This window comes from Actinoalloteichus caeruleus (assembly GCF_049311605.1).
GTDB lineage: Bacteria > Actinomycetota > Actinomycetes > Mycobacteriales > Pseudonocardiaceae > Actinoalloteichus_B > Actinoalloteichus_B caeruleus.
This window is the reverse complement of record NZ_CP186005.1, coordinates 6,021,070-6,042,495: the sequence shown is the minus strand read 5'-3', so window position 1 is coordinate 6,042,495 and position 21,426 is coordinate 6,021,070. Positions and strand designations below refer to the sequence as shown.

Here is a 21,426-nt window from a genome sequence, read left to right as displayed (position 1 = left end):
AGCTGATCCGTGCCAGCACCGGCGGCGGTCCGCGGGTGTCAGCTCGCCGCCCGGACGTCGCGACCAGGGCCGGACGGGCGCGCGCTGGCGGTGAGGGGCGGCCCGAGGCGGACGGGCAGCCCGACGCCCGTCCTGGTGCTCGCGAGTCGAACGCCGGCATGCCCGACGGTCGCCCGACACCGACACCGACACCGACACCTGGCCCGGCGCTGCTGCTGTCGGCGCCCTCGCCGGTTCTCGCCGAAGCGGTCGGGCGATGCGCGTCCTGGGACCACCGGTCGCCCGGACCCCGGTGGTCGCGTGGGGGCCCGGGTGGCAGGCGAGGCTGGGGCGAGTCCCACCAGCACGACGTCGAGGTGCTGCGCCACCCGGGGACGGCCAGCCGCTGGTGCTACCCGCTCGCTGGGTCGGCCTCGTCGTCGAACCGGGCCCGAGCCCGGCGGACGGCCGGCAGGTTCGTCGAGCTCCAGCCCAGGAGGGCGTCGATCAGGTCCTGGAGTGTCTTCCCGAGCGGCGCGATGTGGTACTCGACCGCCACGGGACGGGTGGCCGTGACGATCCGTTCGACCATGCCGTTGCGTTCCAGCCGGCGCAGGGTGGTGGTCAGCGACTTCTGTGTGACCAGGGGGATGGCTCGGCGGAGCTCGTTGAAGCGGCGCGGGCGCTCGCACAGCGTGTCCAGCACCAGCAGCGACCACTTGTCGAGCACCTGGTCCAGCAGTTCGCGGTGTTCGGTGGTGACCTTCGGGTGCTCCGGGGCGGAGGGGGTGGTTTCCTGCACGACACCTAGTCTCGTTGAAGTGCCCTTCGGATACCAGGTACACATTCGATACCAGCTGGTTCCTGCTCGTGTTCCTCGATCGAAAGGGCGAACCATGGCCGTGCGGCTGTTGACACCCGAGGGAATGTTCCAGCCGGTCCCGTACCACCACGTCTCGGTGGGCACGGGATCCCGGCAGATCCACGTGGCGGGTCAGATCGCCCGTGACGCCGAGGGCAACCCCCTCGCCACCGGCGACCTGGCCGGGCAGGTCGCCCATGCCCTGCGCAACACCGCGCGGGGCCTCGCCGGCGCCGGCGCGACCTTCGCCGACGTCGTGCGGCTGCGCTTCTACGCCGTCGCCTGGGCGCCGGACAAGATGGATGCCTTCGTGGCCGGGATCCAGCAGGTCGCGGACGAGATCGGGCTTCCGAGCCCGCTGCCCCCGGCCTCGCTGATCGGCGTCGACTACCTCTTCGAACCGGACGTCCTCGTCGAGGTCGAGGCCGACGCCGTGCTCGACTGACGCCGTCCGGAGGGCCGGGTCCCGCGTTCCCCCGAACGAACGCTGGACCCGGCTCGGTGGCGGTCGGCTGAGGTCCGGTTGGCCGGACCCCGCCCGGGCGGGAGGCCACGCGGTGGCAGGTCCGGCCGGAGGTCATCGCCGGGGACGGCCAGGGTCCGAGCCGATTTCGGCCAGTGCCCGCGCGGTGGACGTCCCCGCTCCGCCAACTCTGCCCACGCGGCGCCCATCGCTGGAAGGGAGCGAGCTGGGCGGAGGCCACGGACAGGGCACGACGGGGGCAGGACGGCGCCAGGAGCCCAGCGTGTCCAGACCGATCAGGTGGCAGCTGCCGGTCGTGCGGCAGGTCAGCGGTGTGGGGCGAGCGCGCCCTGGCGGTGGCACCGGGCCCGGCAGCTCCGCGCGTTCCACGCCGAGAAGATCCTCCAAGAGCTTCCTCCCGGCCGGTGTCGCCGGCCCCCGAGTGACGGCAGGGGCGGGCCCTGCGCCAGTTCGATCAGGACCGGACCGCGTCGCTGCCCGCCGCCAGCTCCCGCAACGACGTGTCCAGCGCACGCAGGAGCTCACCCACCCGGCCCCCGCCTCCCGGGGCCGCCGGGTAGCGGGTCAGGACGTCCACCACGAGGGGGCCGGCCAGTCCCCGGGCCCGGACGAGGTGGTCGGCGGCGACCCCTGGGTCGCCACCGGCGTCGAGCTCGAACGCCCGCGCCGCGTGGGCTGGCGAACCGAGGATGTGCTTGACCTGGGTCGCCTTCGCCAGGGGGTGCAGGAACGCCGCGCTGGCCGAGGCGACCGCGGCACGCGCTGCCTCCCCCGCCGACGGTTGCCCGGCGTCGCGGGCCTCCTGGTACGCGCGGAGCGCCGCCCAGGCGCCGTCCCGGATCACCTTCGTCCGCCTGGCCCCGCCGGCGAACTCCCGTGCGGCGTCGATCGCGGCACGCGGACGCGGGTCGTCGGGACGGTGCCGTTCGAATATCGCCAACGCCGGAAGGGCGCAGGCCACCGCGAAACCCGCGACCGCGCGCAGGTCCGCCGTGCTCAGGTCGACCGTCAGGCTCTCGTCGGTACCGCCGTCATCCACTCCTGCGACCGTATCGTTGGAGTACCGGTTGAGCCTTGGCGACGGGAGTGCCAGCACGGCGTGGGCGGAGTGTCGAACAGGGAGGCACCGCAGAGGTGGGTGGATCGCCGTTCGGGCGCGTGCCCGCTGGCGGTTCACCCCGCCGCCGATCCGGCCCCCAGCGGAGCGTGCGGCCGGCGCGACCGCCGTCCACCACGGCCGATCCACGTGCGGCACGCCCCGTAGAGCAGGTGCGGATCGGGGATCGAGTACGTGGGCAGCCACCGCTGGAGCCAGCGCGGATCGACGGGGACGCCGGTCTGGCGCTCGAGCTGCGCGAGGCAGGTCGGGCGGGCGAGGTCGAGGTCCACGTCAGGGCCGAGCGCCCACTCCGGGCGGATCTCGTGCTGGTGTAGATCAGGCGCACGAGGGTAGCGGTGATCGAACCAAGCGGTGATCCTGCCGTTCAGCGCCTGCGTGACGAGCCCGACGCCGTTCATGTTCCAGTACACGCTGAAGAAGGCGCCTCCGCTCGCCGAACATCGACGGGCGATTTCCGGGAACCTCAGTTCGTCCTCTCGACCAGGGAGAGGTAGGCGTCGAGTTGGGCTGCCCCGGCGAGGAGGTGGCGGCTCCGGGCGGTCAGTCGGCCCTGCCAGGAGTCGAGGAAGTCGGCCAAGGCGGCCGGGTCGCCCGCCTCACGCAGGGATTCGAGGAACCGGGCGACCTGGTGCAGCAGGTAGCCGCCCCGGCGCAGCTGCCGTGCGATCTCGGCGTCGCGCACGGCGTCCGGTCCGTACTCCCGGTGCCCCGTGGCCCGGTCGCGGGTGGGACGCAGGATGCCGGCCGTCTCCCAGGTGCGCAGCGTCGCCGGGTGCAGGTCGAGCCGGCGCGCGAGTTCCCCCACGGTCAGCGCACGCCCCCGGATCGGGGTCGGGGCACCGGTGGACAGGGCCTCGAGGGCGGCGGCGACCTCGAGGCGGGTGTCGCGTTCGGTGAGCAGCGCGACGTGTGCCGCGTCGAGGAGCCGGTAGGCGGAGTCGCTGTCGCCGCGATGGGTGGCCCGCATGATCTCCACGGCGGCCTGGTGGCCGTGCCCGCCGCGCAACGCGAGGAACGCCCGGAGGGCCTGCGCGTGCAGCGGGGTGTAGCGGCGGTAGCCGCTCCCGCTGCGTTCGGCCGGCGGGAGGACGCCGGCGTCCTCGTAGTTGCGGATCGCCTGGGTGGACAGCCCGTGCTCCCGAGCGAGGTCGACAGGACGCACGGGGTCCTCCTCGTGAGACTTCGACTTCCGCGAACGGGGTAGTTCCTCGCCCGGATACCAATGGAATTCCCAAGGTTACCGTCGGGGGCTGCCCGCACCGCGAGGAGCGAACGTGTCCACCGCCCCCACCCGGTGCTCTCGGTCAACATCAGCCACGGCGTGCGTTCCGTACCGGGTATAGGGAACTCGTCGAACGGATCCACGCGCACAACGTGGACCGGGGCGGCGGGCCGAGCGGGCAGCCAGCTCAGACGCCGTCCCGATTCAGGGAGCCGACGAAGGCGGCGAACACCTCGCGGTCAAAGAGCAGCGTCCCGCCAGCACGGTTCTTCGTGTCCCGCACAGCCACCACGGTCGACGTGGAACCCACCTCGACACAGTCGTTGGCGCCGTTGCTGCTCCGACTCGACTTCCGCCAGTTGGTCAGGGTCATGTCAGCGTTCATGTGCCACGTCCTCGGCGAGGGGAACCATGTCGGCCGGGAGGTGTGGTGCGACCCGCGTGGGCTCCCGGTTCGGCAAGTAGGGACAGGTACCCAGCTTGCCTGTCCGTCGGAGGGTTGGCTATCAGTCGACTCGGTACGCCGCCGCCCCTGTATGGCCTAGCACGGTGACCAAGCTCCTCCGTAGCCGTCTCGGGTAAGGCTCGCGTTGAGAGCCCGGCGGGGCGCCCGCCGGCCCGGTGGGTGGTTGGCCGGGTGGGGCCAGGAAGGACCCGCACCTGCGGTCGAACGCTGGTGCCGCCCCTGTCCGGCGACAAGCGGCGCCGAGTGCGCCGAGTGAGGTCATCCTCTAGTGAGTCGAAGGTCCCGCTTCGCTCGCGGCGTCGCTGGGCCGGGAGTGGCCGCTGAAGGTCCGGACGTACCGGTCACGAGCGGAGACCGTGGGCGAGTGTCACGCGGGAGTGGGAAGTGCCGCGCAGACCTCGTCGATGCTGCTGATCTGCCGGCGGCCGACGAAGCGCCGGAGCACCAGCAGCCCTGCCTGGTGCGCCTCCTCACCGGCATGGGAGTAGCAGGCGTCGTGGACGACCACCGGGGTGTGCCCCAGCTCCCAGGCGTCGGCGGCGGTCTTCATCACACAGCTCTCGGTGGCGATACCGGCAATGGTGAAGCGCGTCCAGCCCCGCGCGGATGCGAGCGCCGTGAACTCCTCGGTGAAGGTCGAGTAGTAGGTCTTGTTGATGACGTGGTGTCGGGCGGCGTAGGGGACCAGTTCCGGAACGATGTCGGTTTCGGGACTGCCTTGAAGTCGGGTCCAGCCGATGAGGCGCTCGTACTGGCTGCCTGGAACGTTGCGGAAACACGTGAACACAATGGGCCGACGTGCGGCGTCCCATCGCCGCACTAGGCGTACTACGTGGTCGATCACCGGCTCGGACTTCGGACTGATGAACCCGTTTTGCATGTCGATGACAAGAAGTACGTCAGTCATGGCAGCTCCTCCCCGAGGGGCGGCTATGAATCGACGTGGTACGCCGGCGCCCCTGTTTGGCCTAGCACGGTGACCAAGCTCGTCCGTGGCCGTCTCGGGTAGGGCTCGCGTTGACGGCTGGGCGGGGTGCCCGCCGGCCGGGTGGGTGGTTGGCCGGCGGGCTGCGGTTGTCAGAGGCGGTCGGCCTTGATCGCCGTGAGGAAGCTGCTGAAGGCCTCGCGGCTGATGACGAGGGTGCCACCGGCGCGGTTCTTGGTGTCGCGGATGCCGACGAGGCCCGGCGCACCGCCGACCTCGACGCAGTCGTCAGACCCGTTGCTGCTCCGACTCGACTTCCGCCAGTTGGTAATGTCCTGCGGGGAACGTTCCATTCAGCTCATCTCCTAGATCTCTTCGTAGCTTTCCTGGAGCAGGGCACGGCTTTCGTCCTCGGTCAGCGATTGGGCGACGACCCGTTCGAACGCTGCCGCGAACTTCTCCAAGTAGGGCGGCCCGTCGTACCACTGACCGCTGACGAACGTCTCGGTGTAGGCAAACGTGGTCACGGGGTCCCCTACGTCCAGCAGCATGAAGGACGTGCCAAGCGGGGTGTAAGCACCTGCTGCTCGCGATAGGATCTGGAGCCGCACGCGTTCGGCCCCCAGGCCCTGCGGGCCTGGGGGTTCCGGGGCCAGGTCGTCCTGGCCGCCCTGGGCACCGACGCCATGCGTTCGGAGGTCAGCACGGCCGGCCGCCTGTACTACCTGCTGCCCCGCGACCCCGCTCCCGGCCCCGACGGGCTCCCCGAGCCGCCCCGGGGGCCGCTGCGGTGTCGGCACACCGCCGAGGACCAGGCCGGTGAGGGGTTCCTCCTCACGTCCCAGTTGCTGCCCGACCCCGTGCTCAGCGGGACGTGACCATCGTGAACGACACGTCTGATCCCGGCCGTCTGTTGGCCTCGTCGGGAGCCAGGCCCACCAGCACGGTTCCCGCCCACCCAACCGCAGCGGACAAGGACGCGGCCGCCCGTGATGGGATCACCGGGGCGTGGATCACCCGGTGCGCGGTGCGCACCCCGATCGTGGGCCGCCTCTACGGTCACGTCGACCTCGACACCGGCCACGGTCCCCTCGTCGCCCCCGGCCTGCGCTACCTGGTGGGTACCTTCGACCACCGGCGGACGGTGCTCTGCGGGGCGGTGGTGCGGCACTACGCCGAGTTCGACGACCTTTCCACTCACACGATCGCCGAGATGCGGGACCTGGCCCGGCGGTGGCGGGTGCGGGACTTCGTTCCTCCGCCGACCACGCTGAAACGCCGCCGCCGACGCGTCCCGGCGTGGGCGCGGGTGCGGTTGTGGTCCTGGGAACCCGAGGTCGAGCTGGACGTCAGCTATGTGGGTCGGGTCAGCTTCAAGCACGCCGACTGGGCCCGCATCGGCCCACATCCGTCCAGCGTCCTCGGCCCGGACACCGCCTCCGCCGTCCCATCCAGCCAGTGACGGGCTGTCCCGCCCCAGCGCCCGTGGCTCGACATGATCAGCTTGAGGCCCGCTCGTGGAACGTCACGAGGACACCATCCACTTGCATGGCACCCAGAGGGGTTGCTTGCTCATGGTGAGCGACAAGGTGGCGGTGAACCGTGTGAGCGCTGGCCGGCCCGAGCTCACCCAGGCTCGAACGAGGGAACGCAGTTCCTCCGGAACCCGCGACTCACCCGTGAACGTGATGCTGCCGTCGTCCTGTACCCAGGCGGTCCCACGGGGTGTGCGAAGTGCGCAGGCACCCGCGGCGGTGTTGACGGAGTCGTCGGCCATGTACGCGCGGGTGATCCTCGGATCGTGAGCCGCGAGGAAGACCCACAGGTCGTGGTAGTCGGCGTTCCCCCGAGCGGGGCTGGCATCAGCAATCCGGGTGGCCGGGGCGGACGGGAGGTAGTCGGCTGGGTCGTGGCTGACCAAGTCGGCCGGTCGCAGGGGGCCGGCAGCCGGCATGAAGTCTGCCCACAGGAGTACCTTGGCGCTCACCACGTCGCCGCCGCTGCGGACCGCCAGGACTGGGTGCACGCCGCCGTGCGCGACCGGTGCGAGGATCAGGCCACCAGGTACGAGCTGGTCCAGCCAGTGCGGAGAGACCCCAGCCACCCCGCAGGTGACGACGACACGGTCGAACGGCGGCTCGGATGGTGCGCCGAGGTAGCCGTCACCGTGAACGACTCTGACCCGGTGCTCGAGATCGAGTCGGCGGATCGACTCGGCAGCACTCTGGGCTGTCGCCTCCCCTGCCTCGACAGTGACCACGGGACCACCCGTTATGGCGCTGATCAACGCGGCGTTGTAGCCGGTGCCTGCCCCAATCTCCAGCACGCGCATGCCCGGACGGAGGTCGAGAGCGTCGAGCATCCGAGCCATCAGGGTCGGTGCCGAGGACGACGACGGCGGGTCACCATCCTGCCCGGTACTGGTCAACAGCGACCTGTGCGAGTAGATGAGGTCAAGAACCTCGTCGCTGGGGAGTTCGTGCTGGGACACGCGGATTCGCGTCGGTCCATGGCGGAACTCGCGGACGCAGCGATGCCTCGCCACGGTGGAGAACGCGTGCTCGACGTCGGCTGATCGGATGGCACCGGCGTTACGCAGCGAAGCGGCGAACTCGACAAGCCTGGTCTGGAGTGTCTTGGGCACGGACACGGTGTCCTCTCAGACGGTGATCGACGGCGTGTAGATCCTGCGTGGATCCACCGGCTCACACAGGGGCTCGCCGTTCACTTCGACCCATGCGTGAGCTTGTGGTGGTGGGGAGCGGAACCCGACTCGCCAGGTGACCCGCAGGCCACGTAGTCGGCACGCCAGGAGGACGGCCAGGGAGCGGTGCAGACAGTGGTGCCCACCGGCGCAACGTGGGCTGACCGTCGTAACGATCTCAAAGGCCCGTTGGGCATGGGAGAGATCTGCTTCGCGCGTGCTGCGGCGGAGCACGCCGAGAACACGACGGATGCGGTGTGGGCGGGCCTGCGTGGCTGTCAGCAGCAGGGCGGCTGCCACGACAGCCACCCGCCCGCACCAGCGTTCACCCACCGATAGTCGGTGCGGTGGGTACAACGCGACTGGGGCACTCACAGATTAACCACCAGACGACGTGCGAGAAGCGTGTCAAGAAGCCGAGTGACGTCATGCTGAACTACTGCGGCCGTAGTGGCATAACGTGTGCAGAGCGCGGTCACAGCCGACTCGTGCCCATCCCTCAGGAGCGCTGACAGGGCTATCGCTCCAGTCTCGTTCAAGTGGTAAACCACACCGCGTCGTTCATCCAACAATGTCAGCCCGTCGCCGACGGGCGTGCTCGTGACGCGTCGAGCCAAACGCACCTTAGTTTTAGATGTGCTCATGGTTGACCTCCTGTCGAGCGAACGGTGGAGCCAGGCTGCGGAGCCAGACCTCGCAGGCGATGGTGTCGGACAGGAACCTAGGCGCCAGACCTGACGGTCTGAAGGATCGCAGGCAGCCGCGTAGAACGTCCTCGTTGACCAGGCCCAACTCAGCCAGCAGCGACTGGTCGAACAGCTCGATCGCACGATGCTGATTGGTGGACCAACCACGTTAGATGTCGTCGTTGTAGTGTGCCTTGGTGCGTCGTGCGAGCAGTGGCGCTGGCACGGTGTCGGCGACCGCAGTTCGTAGCAAGGGCTTGGGTTGCCAGGGATCGACGCGATCCCATGGGACGACCGACAGAGCCGCTTCCACCACCGATCGGTCAAAGTACGGGAACTCAGCGGGCACACCATGCGCCATTAGCGCGTCCCGGTACAAGGAGGAGCGGTAGGCAGTGGACCGTATCCGTACCAGGGTGGCATGAGTGCTGTGCTCTGCGAGCGGAGCTGGTGCGATATCGAGTATGGCGGAACGGACGAGTCGTTCGGCGTCACCGCTCGCCCACTGAGGTAGCAGAGGTTGTGCCTCCCATCCGACCGCGTCGTATTCCGCACCAGCCTCGGTCCTGAGGGAGCGGGCTGCCCGCCACAACCAGCGTGGGTAGGAGGGGAGGGACACTACTGCCCGCAACAGTTGGGTTAGGGAGAAGTCCCGGAGCGCCGCATGGCCACGCAAATGCCGCCACCCGAGCCGAGGGCGCCTGCGCAGTGTGTGTCGGAGGTACGCTAACGGCGGAAGTAGGACTTCGTCACCGCCCTGCCCGTTGAGATGTAAGCGCACGCCTCGATCGGCGAGCAGCTCGGCGAGGTGGCGGACCCGCGCCGATGCGGCTGCGAACGGTGGTGGTTCGTCCATTCCGCCTATCGCTGTCGGTAGGTCGTCGAAGAACAGTGGAGTTCGCTGGGCATCCAGTACCACGTGCTTGGCTGGGGCGAGGTGCTTGCCAACGCGAAGTGCCCACATCAAGTCGTCGTTCGCTGGTGACGACGACGCTGACGTCACCAGCAGCAGCCTCGATCGATCGCTAAGGGCTTCTCCTGCCAGGCAGCTGAGTGTGGTGGAGTCCATGCCCCCAGACAGTTGGACACTTGTCGGGCTGGCTGAGGCGCGCATGCGGCCGGCGACTGCGGTACGAAGTTCTTCTGCCAGGATCGGAGCGCCTTGAGCGCAGGGATTGGTCGCCGCGGGCGGTACCCAGTACCGGCCAGTGCGGGCGACGTTCCGGCCGAGCGAGAGTCGGTGTCCCGGTGCCAGCGCATGAACTCCGTTGAACGGGGTCATTGACTCTCGTATCGGGCTGGGCATATCTGGGGAGGTTAACCGCGCGGCAAGCCAGGTCCGTGACACTGGCGCATCGATCAGGCGGCGTAGCACGTCCGCGTGGTTGGAAACCACGGTGGCCTTGTTGATGTGGCAGGTGTAAACCCTTCGGAAACCCGTCACGTCACCAAATACCACCATCCCGTCGGGACCGCTGATGACGAGGTGGTAGCTGCCACGCATGGATGTCAACGCATCGAAGTCACCCCGTCGGGCCGAACGTTCAACATTCTTTCGCAGCTGCGCCGAATCAACCAGGCAGCTGCCGATTACCGCCACACGTATCGCGCCGAAGAAAACCGTGCGGAGATCGTCTCCATTCCTGTGGTTCACCATCAACCACGGTCGACCAGAAGCGTGTGCCGCCGCAGGGCCGGCTTCGGCCAACAGTGATCGTGCGACTGGTTCGCAGTGATCCAAGTCGGGCAACGCGCACCACCAACGAACCCGACCTGCACTACCTCGTTCCCTCGTCGCGGTCATGGCGACCAGTAGCCACCAGCATCACCGTCGTCTGAGTGTGGCCTGCTGTAGTTACCCCTTGTTACACACCCGAAATCACCAACCACCGTCAACTCTGGTGGCTCGTACGGCTCCAGACCAGCGGTATCGGACGATTCATCGTTGGTCATCGGCAGCCCCTGTCACGATCGAACATGTCCCGACGTGGCGCGACCCCACGCAATACTCATAGTAACCTATTATACACGTACCGTGACAGTAGTTTGCCTGGTTCTTTGAGGGACCGCCCCTGCCTCTGGTTCCTCCTCCGCCGGTCCGTGTAGCTGGTACGCCCAGTGGCATCCGGTCTGGAGCATCTGGCGCCCAGGAGCCCAACGCGCCGCCCCGCCCCGGTGGCGCGTGGGCTCACCCCCTGGCCGGGGCGTGGGCCTCGACCTCCACGAGGCCACCGAGCACGGTGGGCAGCGGGCCCTGGTGCAGCACGCCGAGGCGCTGGGTGGCGCGGGTGAGCGCGACGTACAGTTCCGCCGCTCCACGCGGGCCGTCGGCGAGGATCCGCCCCGGCTCCACGATCAGGACGGCGTCGAACTCCAGCCCCTTCGTCTCCGACGCCGGCACCGCGCCGGGAACGCCCGGCGGCCCGATCACCACACTCGTGCCCTCCCGGCCCGCCTCGTCCCGGACGAACTCCTCGACCGCGGCCGGCAACTCGGCCTCGGTGACCCGCCGTGACCAGGGGCGGACACCGCAGGCGCGCACCGACTCCGGTGGCTGGACCCCGGGGGCGAACTCCGCGAGCAGCGCCGCCGCGACGGACATGATCTCGGCCGGCGTCCGGTAGTTCACCGCCAGCGGCCGGTACGCCCACCGGCCCGGCACGTACGGCTCCAACACCGCCTCCCACGAGGTCGCCCCGGCCGCCGACCGGCGTTGCGCCAGGTCACCGACCACGGTGAACGACCTGCTGGGGCAGCGCCGCATCAACACCCGCCAGTCCATCTCGGACAGTTCCTGGGCCTCGTCGACCACGACGTGCCGGTAGGTCCAGTTCCGGTCGGCCGCCGCCCGCTCGGCGACATCCCGGGTGTCGCCCTCGACGAAGCGGTCCGCCAGGTCCTCCGCGTACAGGAGGTCCTGGGCGAGCAGGTGGTCCTCGTCGTCCATCAGGTCGTGGCGTTCGGTCTGGAGGATCTCCAACACGCCGGCCGCGTACTCGGCCTCCGCCCGCTGCTCCCGGTCCGCCGCCCGCTCGGCCCGCGCCGCCGCCGGGTCCCGGCCCAGCAGGTCGACCAGTTCGTCGAGGAGCGGCACGTCCGACACCGTCCACGCCTCCCCGTCGGAGCGCAGCAGCGCCGGGTCCGCGCCGGCCGCCCGCAGCCGTTCCGGCGACGTGTACAGCGGCGTGAGCAGGGTCTCCGGGGTCAACACCGGCCACAGTTCGTCGACGGCGGCGGTGAAACCCGCGTGCTCGGCGAGTTCGGTGAGCAGGTCCGCCCGCATGTCCTCCCACGCCTCCTTGTCGTCCCTGGTCAGCCAGCCCTTCCCGATCCGGGCGATCGCCCGTTCGGTGAGCACGTAGGTGACGATCTCCACGAACACCGCGCGGGCCTCGTTGTGCGGGAGGCCGCTGGCCCGCGCCTCCTGGCGGGCCCACTCCGCCGTCTCGGCGTCGATCCGCACCGTGACGTCCTCCAGCTCGATCGGCAGCGGCCGCTCGGGAAGCCGTTGCCGATCGGCGACCGCGGCCGCCAACACGTCCAGGATCCGGAGTGAACCCTTCAGCCGCGCGACCTCAGGAGTGTCCTCGGCGGCCACCCGGAGACCGGGCACGAGGCCGCCGGGAGTCGTGAACACCACGTTCGACTCGCCCAGCGACGGCAGCACCCGGCTGATGTGGTTCAGGAACGCCGGGTTGGGGCCCACGACGAGCACGCCGTGGCGTTCCATCCGGTCCCGTCGCGTGTAGAGGAGGTACGCGACGCGGTGCAGGGCCACCACGGTCTTCCCGGTTCCCGGGCCGCCCTCGATCACCAGGACCCCGGGGTGGTCCAGCCGGATGATCTCGTCCTGCTCGGCCTGGATGGTCGCCACGATGTCGCGCATGCCCTCGCCGCGCGGGGCGTTCACGGCGGCGAGCAGTGCCGCGTCCCCCCGTTCGTCCCCACCCGGTCGGCCGAGCACCTCGTCGGTGAAGCCGACCAGGTGGCGTCCGCGCGAGTGGAACTGCCGGCGCCGGCGCATGTTCTCCGGGTTCGCGGCGGTGGCCACGTAGAACGCGCGGGACGCGGGTGCCCGCCAGTCCAGCAGCAGCGGCGTGTAGTCGTCGTCCCTGTCGAGGATCCCGATGCGCCCGATGTAGGTGCGCTCGCCGGTCACGGCGTCCAACCGGCCGAAGCACAGCCCGCCGTCGGCCACCGCCAACCGCCGGATCTCCCGGCCGGCGGCGCGCACCCGCACGTCACGCTCCATCGGCGATCCCCCGTCGCCGGCCAACGCCGCCTGGTGTTCGGCGGTCGCCCGTTCCCGTTCCTCGTCGAGCCGCGCGTACAGCCCCGCCACGTACGCCCGCTCTGATCGCAGTTCGTCCTCGTACCCCTGAACTGACACGTTCCCCTCACAGTGCCTGGAGATGGTGTGAGCCTCGGCGGTTTCCTCGCGTGCCCGGAGGAGCCGCCGGTTCCCCCTGCCCGTTCGCCCCGCGCCGATCCCACCCTCGGGGCCACGAGGAGGCGTTTCCCGAGGTGACGCGTCTGGTCGCGGCCACGGATCCGCCTCGTCGTGCCGTCCGCTCGCGGTGGGTGGCACTCGGGTTCGGCGTCGCCGTGCGTCCGTCCGTCGACGGCGGCACGGCCACGCCTCCCCGCCAGTGTCCACGGCTGCTGGCTTCGGCCGGGCGATTCTGGAGCATCACCGGGGTCTTGCCGCAAGACCCCGGGTGCGCTATATGTTGAACTTGGCGGGGAGCGGAGCCGTGTTCCCGGTGTGCAGCTGGTGTGTTCGCGCCGCCCGCGTCCATTCCTCGTGGTGACTCCGCCCGCCGCTTCGTCGCGTTCGCGCTCGTTCTCCCTGGTCCGCCTGGCACGACCGTTCGGGCGCCCTGAGGTCGTGCTGCCCCGCCCACATCCGCGCTGTCGCTCGCGCCGCCCGTGCGCGCGCACCGCGCGGCGGCTGGGCGGCCCCCGGCGCACGTGTCTGGCTCGGCAGCAGGTCAGCGGCGTGCGTGGCGACGACGGGGGAACGCGCACCAACGAATCTGACCGACGTCGAGGTGTGGGCGAGCGTGCCGAGATCGCGGGCCGGACGTCGGGTCCTCGGACCGCCGGTGCCGGCGCGGCTCGGCCTCAGGCGGTCCGCTCCCCCCGCCGCGCGGCCACGGCCACGCGCGGGACGGCCTCCCCGGTTCCGGGCACCTCGCGACCGGGCTTGTCGTGAGCCGAGGGCATCCGCGTGGAGACCAGCACCTCCTCGACGAGGCCGAGCAGGTACCGGATCTCCCCGACGGTCGGCGTCAGCTCGTAGGCGTGCAGGTGGCAGGCGCGGGAGAGCCCCTGCCACGCCCGGCTCATCGGCGTGGCGATCTCGGGGTGGAGCTCGCCGAGCACGAGGAGCCTCGACCGCGTCGTGGGTCTCCCGTCAGTGCGCAGGGGCAGGTCGGCCCGCACCCAGAGCTGGTTCAGGACCTGTTCCAGCGCGTAGCGGCCGAGGAACGCGGAGCCCCGCAGCGCGACGCCCGGCCCGAGTCCGAACCGACCCGCCGCGAGAGCCCGCGCCAGCCCGAGTGCCCTCCCGGCGGGCACGTCCTCCGTGTCGCTCACGCCAGCTTCCCCAGGGCCGCCACGAACTCCTCCAGACCCTTGACCGCGGCCTCCGGGCCGAGGGAGAGGCCCTTGTGCACCTGTCCGTTGCAGAGGGCCAGTGTCTGGTTCCGCGAGGGGGAACGACCGCACCAGTCGTTGAGTTCGTCCTGCCCGCCGAGAGCCAGCGTCACCCGCTCCCGGGTCAACCTGGCTTCCTCCCAACGCCGTTCCCGCTCCTCGCGGGACATGCCCTGCCTGGACTGGTGGCGGTCGTGGAGGTCCTTGGCGGCCGACTCCACCGCCAACCGGCAGATCCCCGGTAGTGCGAGGTGGAGCGCCTCGACGGGCAGGGCCGGGTCCTTCACCAACGCCCGGGCGTCCTCGACGTGCCGGAACGCCGGGCTCGGGCAAGGCCGCACCTTGACCGCCGAGTTCATGCCCCGGGTGACCTCGATGACACGGGCCTCCACTCCCAGGGTCCGCACGGCCTGGGGGAGGCGGTCGTCGTGGGTGAAGACCACCACCTGGCGGTCCTGGGCGATCCGCTCCAGCACCCGCACGAACCCGTCGATCTTGGACAGGTCGAAGGCCTGGATCGGGTCGTCGAGCACGACGAACCGGAACGGGCTGGACGGCGCGGTGGCGCGGGGGAGGAACAGCGAGAGGCTGAGGGCGTGGGACTCGCCCTGGCTGGTCAGGCCGAGCGCGGAGCCCTCCTCACCGTCCACGCCTGCGGTGAACCGAACTGTGCGGCGGGTGTGCCGGCCCTTCAGGGTCAGGTTGCCCAGGCTGACGTTGCTCTCCTGTCGGAGGCTCGCCCAGACCTCCTGGATCTCGCCCGACAGCTCGGCGACCCGCTCGTCCCGGATCGTGGTCTCGTTCCTCTCCAGCCACTTCACGGCCTGGTCGGCGGCGCGCACCACCTCCCTGTGGGGTTCCGCGCGTTTGTTGGCGTCCAGCCAGCGGGACAGTTCGAGGGCGACGGGTGCCCAGCGTTCCTCGCGTTCGTCGAGGTGGGCGGCGGCCTGCTCGCGGACTTCGGCCATCGCGGCGGCCAGCTCGGGCCGGCGGGCGAGGAGGTGGTCGGCCAGCGCGGGCAGCTCGGTCGGGGCGTCGAACCAGCGGTTCGTCGCGGCGGTGAGGGCGGGCAGGGCCGGGAGGGCGAGGGGCTCCTCGGTCGCCGGGGGCGTGGGCACCGATTCCAGCAGCGCCCGCGCCTGCCGGCGGGCCTCGGTGGTCCGCTCCGCGACCCGCCGTTGCCGTTCCGCGTCGAGGTGGTGTTCCTGGAGGGTGTCCTCGGCCTTGCGCCGCCACTCCCCGTCGAGGCGGCCCGTCCCGCACACCGGGCAGTCCCGTTCCCCCTGCTCGGCGTGCAGTTCCAGGGCCTGTCGCAGCAGGTCGAGACGCCGGGCCTCGGTCCGGGCCCGGTGGGCCGTGAGTTCCTGTTCGGCCGTGTGCGCCGCCCGGAGGGTGTCGGCCGCGTCCCGCACCTCGTCCTCGGCGGGGGCGGTGAGGGTGGAGAGGATGCGCAGCGACCGGGTGGTCTCCTGCTGGCGTTCGTCGGTGCCGGTGGCGAGCGAGGTGAGCAGTTCGAGGTCACGTTTCCTCCCCAGCGCGGTGCGTGCGCGCTGGGCGCGGTCGTCCGGGACGTCCGCCAGCGTCTTCCTCAGCTCCCGAGACAGCTTGTCGGCGTGCTCCACCTCGTCCTTCGGCGCCTTGCGGCTTTCCTTGAGGTGGTTGATGGCCGAGGTGAGCCGGTCGAGGCCGAGGATCCGGGCGATCGCCTCGTGGAGCTTCATCGAGGTGGCGTGGAGCAGGGCGTTCATCTCCTGGTAGGACATGATCGGCCGGTAGTTGCGCAGGGCCTCCGCCCACCCGAGCGGGTCCCGGCCGGGGACCCGTCTCCCCAGCACTGTCCCGGTGCGCGGCTGGGTCCAGGGCTGCTGGTCGGTGTAGTCGGCGTCGCGGTCCCAGTCGATCCCGACCAGGACGTTCTCCGCCGCGCCGTCGACGGCCAGCTCGACGGCCACCGAACAGCGGCCCCGGTGGTGCAGGTTCCGCCACTGGGTGGCCCAGGGCGACTGCTTGGAGCGCTCCGGCTCGCCGCCCCAGCGGAAGGTGCCGCCGGTGAGCGCGGTCTCCAGGCCCTCGGCGAAGCTGGACTTCCCGGAGCCGTTGCGCCCGGTCACGATGGTCAGCCCTGGCCCGGGGTGCAGGCTGAGCGTGGTGGCCGATCCGATGCCCCGGAACCCCTCGACCCGGATTTCCCGGAGGTAGGCCGTCACCGGCCGCACCGTGTCCTCGCCCGCGCTGCCCCGCTCTCCACCGATGGTGGAGAGCAGGTCGGCCAGCTCGTCGGGGCTCTCCAAGGCCGCCAGGACCAGTTCCTTCGCGCGGTCTCCCAACGAGTCGTCCTCGGTGGCGCGGGCGGCCAGCTGAGTGACGAGGGAGGAGTCAACCATCGGGCACGTACCTTTCCACCGGGTGATCGGGTCGGCGGTGCCCTATTGGAGTGTGGAGCCGGGGAGAACACGAGGATTTCACCCGCGTTCCACCCGAAAGTGAGGAAAGCTCGGCCACCAGGTGAAACAGGCTCGTGATCGGGGTCAACCCGAACGGAGCACCGGCCGGTCCCGGCGAGAAACACCGTCGCGGAATTCGCGCCTCGGCCGTCGGAATGGTCTGCCGGCGGCACGGAGATGATCCGCCGAAGCCGTGGGGCGACGGCCGGCGCGTCGATCGAGGCGGCCGACGCGAGGAATCGTGGCGGTTGGCGCTCGCGCCTCCGTCAGCCGTCCCGCAGCAGCTCGCGGAGCGGCTGCCTCGCCTGTGCGCGCGGGTCCGGCTCGCTCTCGATCAGGGCGTTGACGACCCGACCGTCCACCAGGGCGATCAGGTGCCGGACCCGGTCCCGGTCCGAGGGGGCGCCGGCCAGTCGCAGGGTCTCGGCGATCAGGTCCTCCAGCTCGGCGCTCATGGCCCGCATCAGGGGGGCGAGGTAGGGCCGGCGGGGGGTGGTGACGAACCGTTCGTACCGGACCAGGATCGACTCCAGTTCGCGGTCGCCGGCCGGGGTGCCGAGCAGCAGGTCCAGCAGCAGCTCCACGAGTTCGCTCCGGTCGTGGCCGCCGCCCGCCAGTTCGTCGAGGCGACGGCGGCCCTCGGAGAGTTCGAGGCGCCCCCGGTGTTCGACCGCCGCCGCGATCAGGTCGTCCAGCGAGTCGAAGTAGTAGGTGGTGGAGGCGAGCGGGAGATCCGCGCGTTCGGCGACGGCGCGGTGCCGGATCGCGTCGAACCCGCCCTCGCCGAGGAGTTCCGCGGCGGCGGCCACCAGTAGTTGACGGCGACGTTCGCCCTTCGGTGTGCTGGCTGCTGCGGTCATGGCATCCGATCCTGCCAGGCGGGGAACCGGCCGGCCGCCGTCAGTGACCGCCGCCGCTCAGGTTCAGGCCGATGACCCCGGCGACGATCAGCAGCAGCGAGATGATCTTGAGGGTGGAGACCCCGTCGCCGAGCCAGACCATGCCGATCACGGCGGTCAGTGCCGCGCCGATCCCCACCCACACCGCGTAGGCGGGTCCGACCGGCAGTTCCCGCATCGCCCACGCCAGGCCGGCGAAGCTGATGACCGCGAAGACGGCGAAGCTCACCGAGGGCCACAGCCGGGTGAACCCGTTCGACAGTTTGAGCGAGATCGCCCATGCCGACTCGAAGATCCCGGACACGATCAGCACGACCCAGGCCACGATGGTCCCTCCCCGTTCTCCCGGCTTCCCTACCAGCGGTTTCGCTGATTTGGCACGACCGTACCAGTTTTTCCGTGTAGCAGGGTGCCGCCACGTGGTGGCGTCCCCCACCACCACCGAGGGATCCGTGGATCGCGGGGTGCTGGCCCTCCGCCCGTCGCACCGGGCCCGCGCTGTTCCCGGCGTTCGTCGGGGCGGCCGATGAGGTGGTGGGGGCGCGGCCGAGGAGCCGGGCGGTGTGGCGCTCACCGCCGAGGGTCCGGATCAGGCGTCGGGAGCGGCCGACCCGTCGGGGAGGTCCCTCCCCGGTGTCCCGCTGTCCCGGGCCCGGTGTCCCACTGTCGCGGTTGTGGTGTCCCGCTGTCCCGCTGTCCCGAACTCGGGACGGCTCGTGGCGGAGAAGGGGGTCCTGACCCTGTACCCCCGGCGCGGGTGGACCCGCGTTCGAGAGCGCGGGTGGACGCCTCGGGCCTCGGGGTCGTGTCGGCACCCGACGAGCGCTCCGGAACCAGAGCCGACCCCGGCCCGCTCCGCCGACGGCCTGACCCGCACGACGGCCCGACGAGCGAGGGGGTCCGGGAGCGGCTGGTACCGCCGCTGGTCGCGGTGTGCGGAACCCGGTGGAACCCGGTGGAACCCGGCAGGACCCGGTGGAACCCGGCGGAACCCGGCGGGACCCGGCGGGACCAGGCAGGGTCAGCCGAGACCGGGGCGGGGGGAGGGGAGCCTGTGGGCGGACACGGGGCGCCCGGACGTCGCCGAACCCCTCACGCCCGGAGCGCCCAGGGCCGCCGTACCCGCTGGACGGCTGGTCGCGCGGTGCTCGGCCTCCGCCAGGAGGGATGCGTGACCTCGCCGCACGCCGAGCAGGAGAACACCGCCCCCAGAACCGGCGGGCATCAGCTCGGCCCACGGGCCGAAGACAGCCGGTGCGGCCAGGGAGCACCCGCCCCGACGGGTCAGAACTGGTCGGCCAACCGCTCCCCGAGCACGGCGAGGCGGTTCACGAACGGCGGTTCCGCGTCCCGCGTCGCCGGCTCGCTCACCACCGTGAGCACCCCACCCCCCTCGGCGAGGGTGGAGTGGCTCTCCCCGTCGGGTGAGGTCTCCACGACAGGGGCCGGCACGTCCGGCGGGCCCAGCACCACCGACACCGTGCCCAGGTTCCCGTCGTCCTCCACCTGGGCGCTGGCGCCCCGGGAGTCCGGCACGCACGCCGCGTCGACGGGCCCGGGCTCCTCCGCGTCATCGGGCAGCGCCTCGGCCAGGGCGGCCGCCAGCTGGGGGTCGACCGCCCCGCAACCGGTCGGCACCGGCTCCACGGCCGGCGGGGAACCCGGCTCCAGCTCCGGCACCGGGAGGTCCGTCGGCTGCTCGGGCTCGGCCTCGTCCCGCATCGTCCCGGGTAGGTCCTCGGCCTCCGCCCGGCTCTCCTGGTCCTCCAGCGGCTGCCCCATCACCGCCGGCCCCTGCTCGGGGGCGTCCGCCTGGCCGTTAGCCAGCGGGCCCGCCACCGTCTCACCTCCACCGTCGTTCTGCCACGGCGTGGTTCCCACCACCGAGATGCCGCCGGCGAGCAGCGCGACCGCGAAGACCGACCCCCCGGCCGCCGTCATCCGGCGCCGACGGGTGATCCGGTGCGACTCCCGCGCCACGTCGCCCTCGTCGAACGAGGCGGGCGGGGTCTCCGCCCCGGCGGCCTCGCGGAACAACCCGGCAATCCGCTGTTCATCCACCACAGCACACCTCCCCACCGGCACCCGGCCGGAGTGGGCACACGGTCGCGCGTCTCATGACGCCGACCTCAGATCGTCCAGCGAGTCGCCCAGGACGCCTCGCAGGGCCTCCAGCCCCCGGGCGGTCTGGCTCTTCACGGTTCCCTCCGAGCACTTCATCACGGCGGCGACGCCCGCGACGTCCATGCCTTCCAGGAACCGCAGCACCAGCACCGCGCGCTGACGGGGGGCAACCTGTCGCAGGCCGAGCAGCAGCGCCTCCCGCGTCGCGACCCGATCGTCGAGATCCGTCGACGAGACGGGTTCGTCGGGCATCCGCTCGACCGTGTGTTCGCGGCGCCACGGCCGCCGGGACTCGTCGATCATGGCGCGGACCACGGTGCGCCGGACGTACGCGTCCAGCGCGTTCCGGTCCCTGATCTTCCGCCAACGCCGGTGCAGGGCCACGAACGCGGTCTGTGCCAGATCGTCGGCGCGGTGCCAGTCACCGCACAGCATGTACGCCATCCGTCGTACCGCCTCCCGCCGAGCCGAGAAGTACTCCGCGAACTCGGCCTCCTCACGCTGGTCCACGCGGACCTCTCCGCTCCTCGTGCCGCTGATGACAGGACGTAACACCCGCCGCTTACGGTTGCACCGGCCCTCCGACGCTTTCCCGGCGGGGTCGAGCGATGCTTTGACGCACCACTCAGGCTATGTGGTGTGATCTGTTCGTGACCAAACTAGTGCCGATCGACCTTCGTTCCGACACCGTCACCAAGCCGGACAGGACCATGCGCGCCGCCATGGCCGACGCCGACGTCGGCGACGACGTCCTCGACGGTGATCCAACCATGCGCGAACTGGAGGAGCGCTGCGCGCAGTTGCTCGGCATGGAGGCGGCGTTGTGGACGCCGTCCGGCTGCATGGGCAACACCATCGCGCTGATGGCCCACCTCCAGCGGGGTGACAGCTTCCTCGCCCCGCACCTGGCGCACGTCCTCGGCAACGAGCTGGGCACGGCGGCATGGCTCGCCGGGGGGATGCCGCAGGCGTTGCCGTGGGTCACCCCCGGCGTGCCCGCCGCCTCCGACATCACCGCGGCCTCGGCCAGCGCCGGGCCCTACTACGCGCTGCGGACCAGGCTGTTCTGCCTGGAGAACACGCACAACGCGGCCGGAGGCGCGGTCGTCGCACCCGACGAGCACGCGGTGCTGGTCGCGGCGGCGCGGGAGGCCGGACTGCGGGTGCACCTGGACGGGGCGCGGCTGTGGAACGCCTCGGTGGCGATGGAGGTCCCTCCCGCCGCCCTGACGGTGGGCGTCGACACCGCGCAGGTGTGCCTGAGCAAGGGGTTGGGCGCGCCGGTCGGCTCGGTCGTCGCCGGCTCGGCGGAGTTCGTGGCGGAGGCGCGCCGACTCCGGAAGATGCTCGGCGGCGGGGTCCGGCAGGGCGGTGTGCTCGCCGCCGCCGGCCTGGTCGCCCTGGACCGCGTCGACCAGCTCGCCGAGGACCACCAGAACGCCCGGCTGCTGGCCGACGGCCTGCGGGAGATCGGCTGGCAGGTCGACACCCCCCAGACCAACATCGTGCTCGCCACCACCCTCGACCTGCCGACCACGCTGAGCAGGCTGACCGCCCTTGGCGTGCACGCCAGCGCGATGGCCGGCCGGGTGCGGATGGTGACGCACCGCGACGTCACCAGGGCCCAGATCAAACAGGTGCTGCGGCGGATCGGCAAGGACGCCACCCGGCCCAGCGGAGGACGTTCCCTCGGCTCATCCCGCGCCAGCGCGTCCTGACCCGGTGGCCGAGGGCGGGCGGCACCGCGACCCGGCAGGACCGCTCCGCGGTCCGTCGAGGTCGGCGCGCACCCCACCCGACGCCGGACCGGCGGCCAGCCGGCCGCCCACCTCATCACTCCCCACGGGGATCGC

At 71.1% G+C, this 21,426-nt stretch carries 25 protein-coding genes; 5 read left to right on the top strand and 20 right to left on the bottom strand.

What is annotated here, in order from left to right:
- Window positions 1-391 precede the first annotated feature (391 nt).
- Window positions 392-781 (bottom strand): winged helix-turn-helix transcriptional regulator, encoded by a 390-nt coding sequence (locus ACOJVX_RS25145; RefSeq protein ID WP_016700004.1) that lies wholly within the window; start codon window positions 779-781, stop codon window positions 392-394.
- Between the two features lie 94 nt (window positions 782-875).
- Between ACOJVX_RS25145 and ACOJVX_RS25140 the strand changes: the two genes are divergently transcribed.
- The gene (locus tag ACOJVX_RS25140) at window positions 876-1,286 is read left to right on the top strand and encodes a RidA family protein (RefSeq protein WP_016700003.1); all 411 of its coding nucleotides are present in this window, start codon (window positions 876-878) and stop codon (window positions 1,284-1,286) included.
- 493 nt (window positions 1,287-1,779) lie between these two features.
- Here ACOJVX_RS25140 and ACOJVX_RS25135 read toward each other — a convergent pair whose 3' ends face one another.
- From ACOJVX_RS25135 to ACOJVX_RS25105, 7 genes are all read right to left on the bottom strand, one after another.
- Window positions 1,780-2,364 carry a putative immunity protein gene (locus ACOJVX_RS25135; RefSeq protein ID WP_418155379.1) on the bottom strand — a complete coding sequence of 195 codons (585 nt, stop codon included), beginning with the start codon at window positions 2,362-2,364 and terminating at the stop codon, window positions 1,780-1,782.
- Window positions 2,365-2,498: 134 nt separating this feature from the next.
- A complete protein-coding gene (locus ACOJVX_RS25130) occupies window positions 2,499-2,855 on the bottom strand; it encodes a hypothetical protein (RefSeq protein ID WP_422647130.1) in 357 nt (118 codons plus the stop codon).
- Window positions 2,856-2,908: 53 nt separating this feature from the next.
- Window positions 2,909-3,607 carry a MerR family transcriptional regulator gene (locus ACOJVX_RS25125; RefSeq protein WP_418155377.1) on the bottom strand — a complete coding sequence of 233 codons (699 nt, stop codon included), beginning with the start codon at window positions 3,605-3,607 and terminating at the stop codon, window positions 2,909-2,911.
- A gap of 247 nt (window positions 3,608-3,854) precedes the next feature.
- Window positions 3,855-4,052 (bottom strand): DUF397 domain-containing protein, encoded by a 198-nt coding sequence (locus ACOJVX_RS25120; RefSeq protein WP_418155376.1) that lies wholly within the window; start codon window positions 4,050-4,052, stop codon window positions 3,855-3,857.
- A gap of 448 nt (window positions 4,053-4,500) precedes the next feature.
- Window positions 4,501-5,040 carry a cysteine hydrolase family protein gene (locus tag ACOJVX_RS25115; protein ID WP_422647129.1) on the bottom strand — a complete coding sequence of 180 codons (540 nt, stop codon included), beginning with the start codon at window positions 5,038-5,040 and terminating at the stop codon, window positions 4,501-4,503.
- 170 nt (window positions 5,041-5,210) lie between these two features.
- Window positions 5,211-5,411: a DUF397 domain-containing protein gene (locus tag ACOJVX_RS25110; protein WP_418155374.1), complete on the bottom strand. Its 201-nt coding sequence runs from the start codon at window positions 5,409-5,411 to the stop codon at window positions 5,211-5,213.
- A 12-nt stretch (window positions 5,412-5,423) separates the two neighbouring features.
- Window positions 5,424-5,669 carry a Scr1 family TA system antitoxin-like transcriptional regulator gene (locus tag ACOJVX_RS25105; RefSeq protein WP_418155373.1) on the bottom strand — a complete coding sequence of 82 codons (246 nt, stop codon included), beginning with the start codon at window positions 5,667-5,669 and terminating at the stop codon, window positions 5,424-5,426.
- Window positions 5,670-5,744: 75 nt separating this feature from the next.
- Here ACOJVX_RS25105 and ACOJVX_RS25100 point away from each other — a divergent pair, with 75 nt between their 5' ends.
- Window positions 5,745-5,936, top strand: coding sequence for a hypothetical protein (locus ACOJVX_RS25100; RefSeq protein ID WP_418155372.1), 192 nt, complete (start codon window positions 5,745-5,747; stop codon window positions 5,934-5,936).
- 5 nt (window positions 5,937-5,941) lie between these two features.
- A complete protein-coding gene (locus ACOJVX_RS25095; protein ID WP_422647128.1) occupies window positions 5,942-6,520 on the top strand; it encodes a hypothetical protein in 579 nt (192 codons plus the stop codon).
- A gap of 63 nt (window positions 6,521-6,583) precedes the next feature.
- Here the strand turns inward: ACOJVX_RS25095 and ACOJVX_RS25090 are convergent, their stop codons facing one another.
- The 4 genes from ACOJVX_RS25090 to ACOJVX_RS25075 form a co-directional block, all read right to left on the bottom strand.
- Entirely contained in the window at window positions 6,584-7,708 is a 1,125-nt protein-coding gene (locus tag ACOJVX_RS25090; protein ID WP_422647127.1) for a protein-L-isoaspartate O-methyltransferase family protein, read from the bottom strand.
- 9 nt (window positions 7,709-7,717) lie between these two features.
- Window positions 7,718-8,062, bottom strand: coding sequence for a lasso peptide biosynthesis B2 protein (locus ACOJVX_RS25085; protein ID WP_211215429.1), 345 nt, complete (start codon window positions 8,060-8,062; stop codon window positions 7,718-7,720).
- Between the two features lie 71 nt (window positions 8,063-8,133).
- The gene (locus ACOJVX_RS25080; protein ID WP_081715507.1) at window positions 8,134-8,406 is read right to left on the bottom strand and encodes a PqqD family peptide modification chaperone; all 273 of its coding nucleotides are present in this window, start codon (window positions 8,404-8,406) and stop codon (window positions 8,134-8,136) included.
- Between the two features lie 211 nt (window positions 8,407-8,617).
- Window positions 8,618-9,730 (bottom strand): asparagine synthase-related protein, encoded by a 1,113-nt coding sequence (locus tag ACOJVX_RS25075; protein ID WP_418155506.1) that lies wholly within the window; start codon window positions 9,728-9,730, stop codon window positions 8,618-8,620.
- Between the two features lie 99 nt (window positions 9,731-9,829).
- Between ACOJVX_RS25075 and ACOJVX_RS25070 the strand changes: the two genes are divergently transcribed.
- The gene (locus tag ACOJVX_RS25070; RefSeq protein WP_245533633.1) at window positions 9,830-10,162 is read left to right on the top strand and encodes a hypothetical protein; all 333 of its coding nucleotides are present in this window, start codon (window positions 9,830-9,832) and stop codon (window positions 10,160-10,162) included.
- A gap of 86 nt (window positions 10,163-10,248) precedes the next feature.
- Here ACOJVX_RS25070 and ACOJVX_RS25065 read toward each other — a convergent pair whose 3' ends face one another.
- From ACOJVX_RS25065 to ACOJVX_RS25030, 8 genes are all read right to left on the bottom strand, one after another.
- Window positions 10,249-10,401, bottom strand: coding sequence for a lasso RiPP family leader peptide-containing protein (locus tag ACOJVX_RS25065; protein ID WP_155886172.1), 153 nt, complete (start codon window positions 10,399-10,401; stop codon window positions 10,249-10,251).
- 235 nt (window positions 10,402-10,636) lie between these two features.
- Complete coding sequence (helR, locus tag ACOJVX_RS25060) at window positions 10,637-12,838, bottom strand: RNA polymerase recycling motor ATPase HelR (protein ID WP_418155507.1); 2,202 nt, start codon at window positions 12,836-12,838, stop codon at window positions 10,637-10,639.
- 734 nt (window positions 12,839-13,572) lie between these two features.
- Window positions 13,573-14,046, bottom strand: a complete 474-nt coding sequence (locus tag ACOJVX_RS25055; protein ID WP_422647126.1) for a hypothetical protein — start codon at window positions 14,044-14,046, stop codon at window positions 13,573-13,575.
- Window positions 14,043-16,490, bottom strand: coding sequence for an AAA family ATPase (locus tag ACOJVX_RS25050; protein WP_422647125.1), 2,448 nt, complete (start codon window positions 16,488-16,490; stop codon window positions 14,043-14,045). The genes ACOJVX_RS25055 and ACOJVX_RS25050 overlap by 4 nt, the downstream gene beginning before the upstream one ends.
- 326 nt (window positions 16,491-16,816) lie before the next feature.
- Complete coding sequence (locus ACOJVX_RS25045; protein ID WP_026066119.1) at window positions 16,817-17,410, bottom strand: TetR/AcrR family transcriptional regulator; 594 nt, start codon at window positions 17,408-17,410, stop codon at window positions 16,817-16,819.
- 40 nt (window positions 17,411-17,450) lie between these two features.
- Window positions 17,451-17,774, bottom strand: a complete 324-nt coding sequence (locus tag ACOJVX_RS25040) for a DMT family transporter (RefSeq protein WP_016699500.1) — start codon at window positions 17,772-17,774, stop codon at window positions 17,451-17,453.
- 959 nt (window positions 17,775-18,733) lie between these two features.
- Window positions 18,734-19,510: a hypothetical protein gene (locus tag ACOJVX_RS25035; protein ID WP_155886173.1), complete on the bottom strand. Its 777-nt coding sequence runs from the start codon at window positions 19,508-19,510 to the stop codon at window positions 18,734-18,736.
- Window positions 19,511-19,564: 54 nt separating this feature from the next.
- A complete protein-coding gene (locus ACOJVX_RS25030; protein WP_026419220.1) occupies window positions 19,565-20,083 on the bottom strand; it encodes a SigE family RNA polymerase sigma factor in 519 nt (172 codons plus the stop codon).
- 140 nt (window positions 20,084-20,223) lie between these two features.
- Between ACOJVX_RS25030 and ACOJVX_RS25025 the strand changes: the two genes are divergently transcribed.
- Entirely contained in the window at window positions 20,224-21,291 is a 1,068-nt protein-coding gene (locus tag ACOJVX_RS25025) for a GntG family PLP-dependent aldolase (protein WP_051314074.1), read from the top strand.
- The last annotated feature ends 135 nt before the right edge of the window (window positions 21,292-21,426 follow it).

Bases quoted from the DNA above. Each gene is read 5' to 3' on its own strand.
- ACOJVX_RS25140 (WP_016700003.1), top strand. From the start codon at position 876: ATGGCCGTGCGGCTGTTGACACCCGAGGGAATGTTCCAGCCGGTCCCG.
- ACOJVX_RS25120 (WP_418155376.1), bottom strand. From the start codon at position 4,052: ATGAACGCTGACATGACCCTGACCAACTGGCGGAAGTCGAGTCGGAGC.
- ACOJVX_RS25115 (WP_422647129.1), bottom strand. From the start codon at position 5,040: ATGACTGACGTACTTCTTGTCATCGACATGCAAAACGGGTTCATCAGT.
- ACOJVX_RS25110 (WP_418155374.1), bottom strand. From the start codon at position 5,411: ATGGAACGTTCCCCGCAGGACATTACCAACTGGCGGAAGTCGAGTCGG.
- ACOJVX_RS25100 (WP_418155372.1), top strand. From the start codon at position 5,745: ATGCGTTCGGAGGTCAGCACGGCCGGCCGCCTGTACTACCTGCTGCCC.
- ACOJVX_RS25080 (WP_081715507.1), bottom strand. From the start codon at position 8,406: ATGAGCACATCTAAAACTAAGGTGCGTTTGGCTCGACGCGTCACGAGC.
- ACOJVX_RS25075 (WP_418155506.1), bottom strand. From the start codon at position 9,730: ATGACCCCGTTCAACGGAGTTCATGCGCTGGCACCGGGACACCGACTC.
- ACOJVX_RS25065 (WP_155886172.1), bottom strand. From the start codon at position 10,401: ATGACCAACGATGAATCGTCCGATACCGCTGGTCTGGAGCCGTACGAG.
- ACOJVX_RS25050 (WP_422647125.1), bottom strand. From the start codon at position 16,490: ATGGTTGACTCCTCCCTCGTCACTCAGCTGGCCGCCCGCGCCACCGAG.
- ACOJVX_RS25045 (WP_026066119.1), bottom strand. From the start codon at position 17,410: ATGACCGCAGCAGCCAGCACACCGAAGGGCGAACGTCGCCGTCAACTA.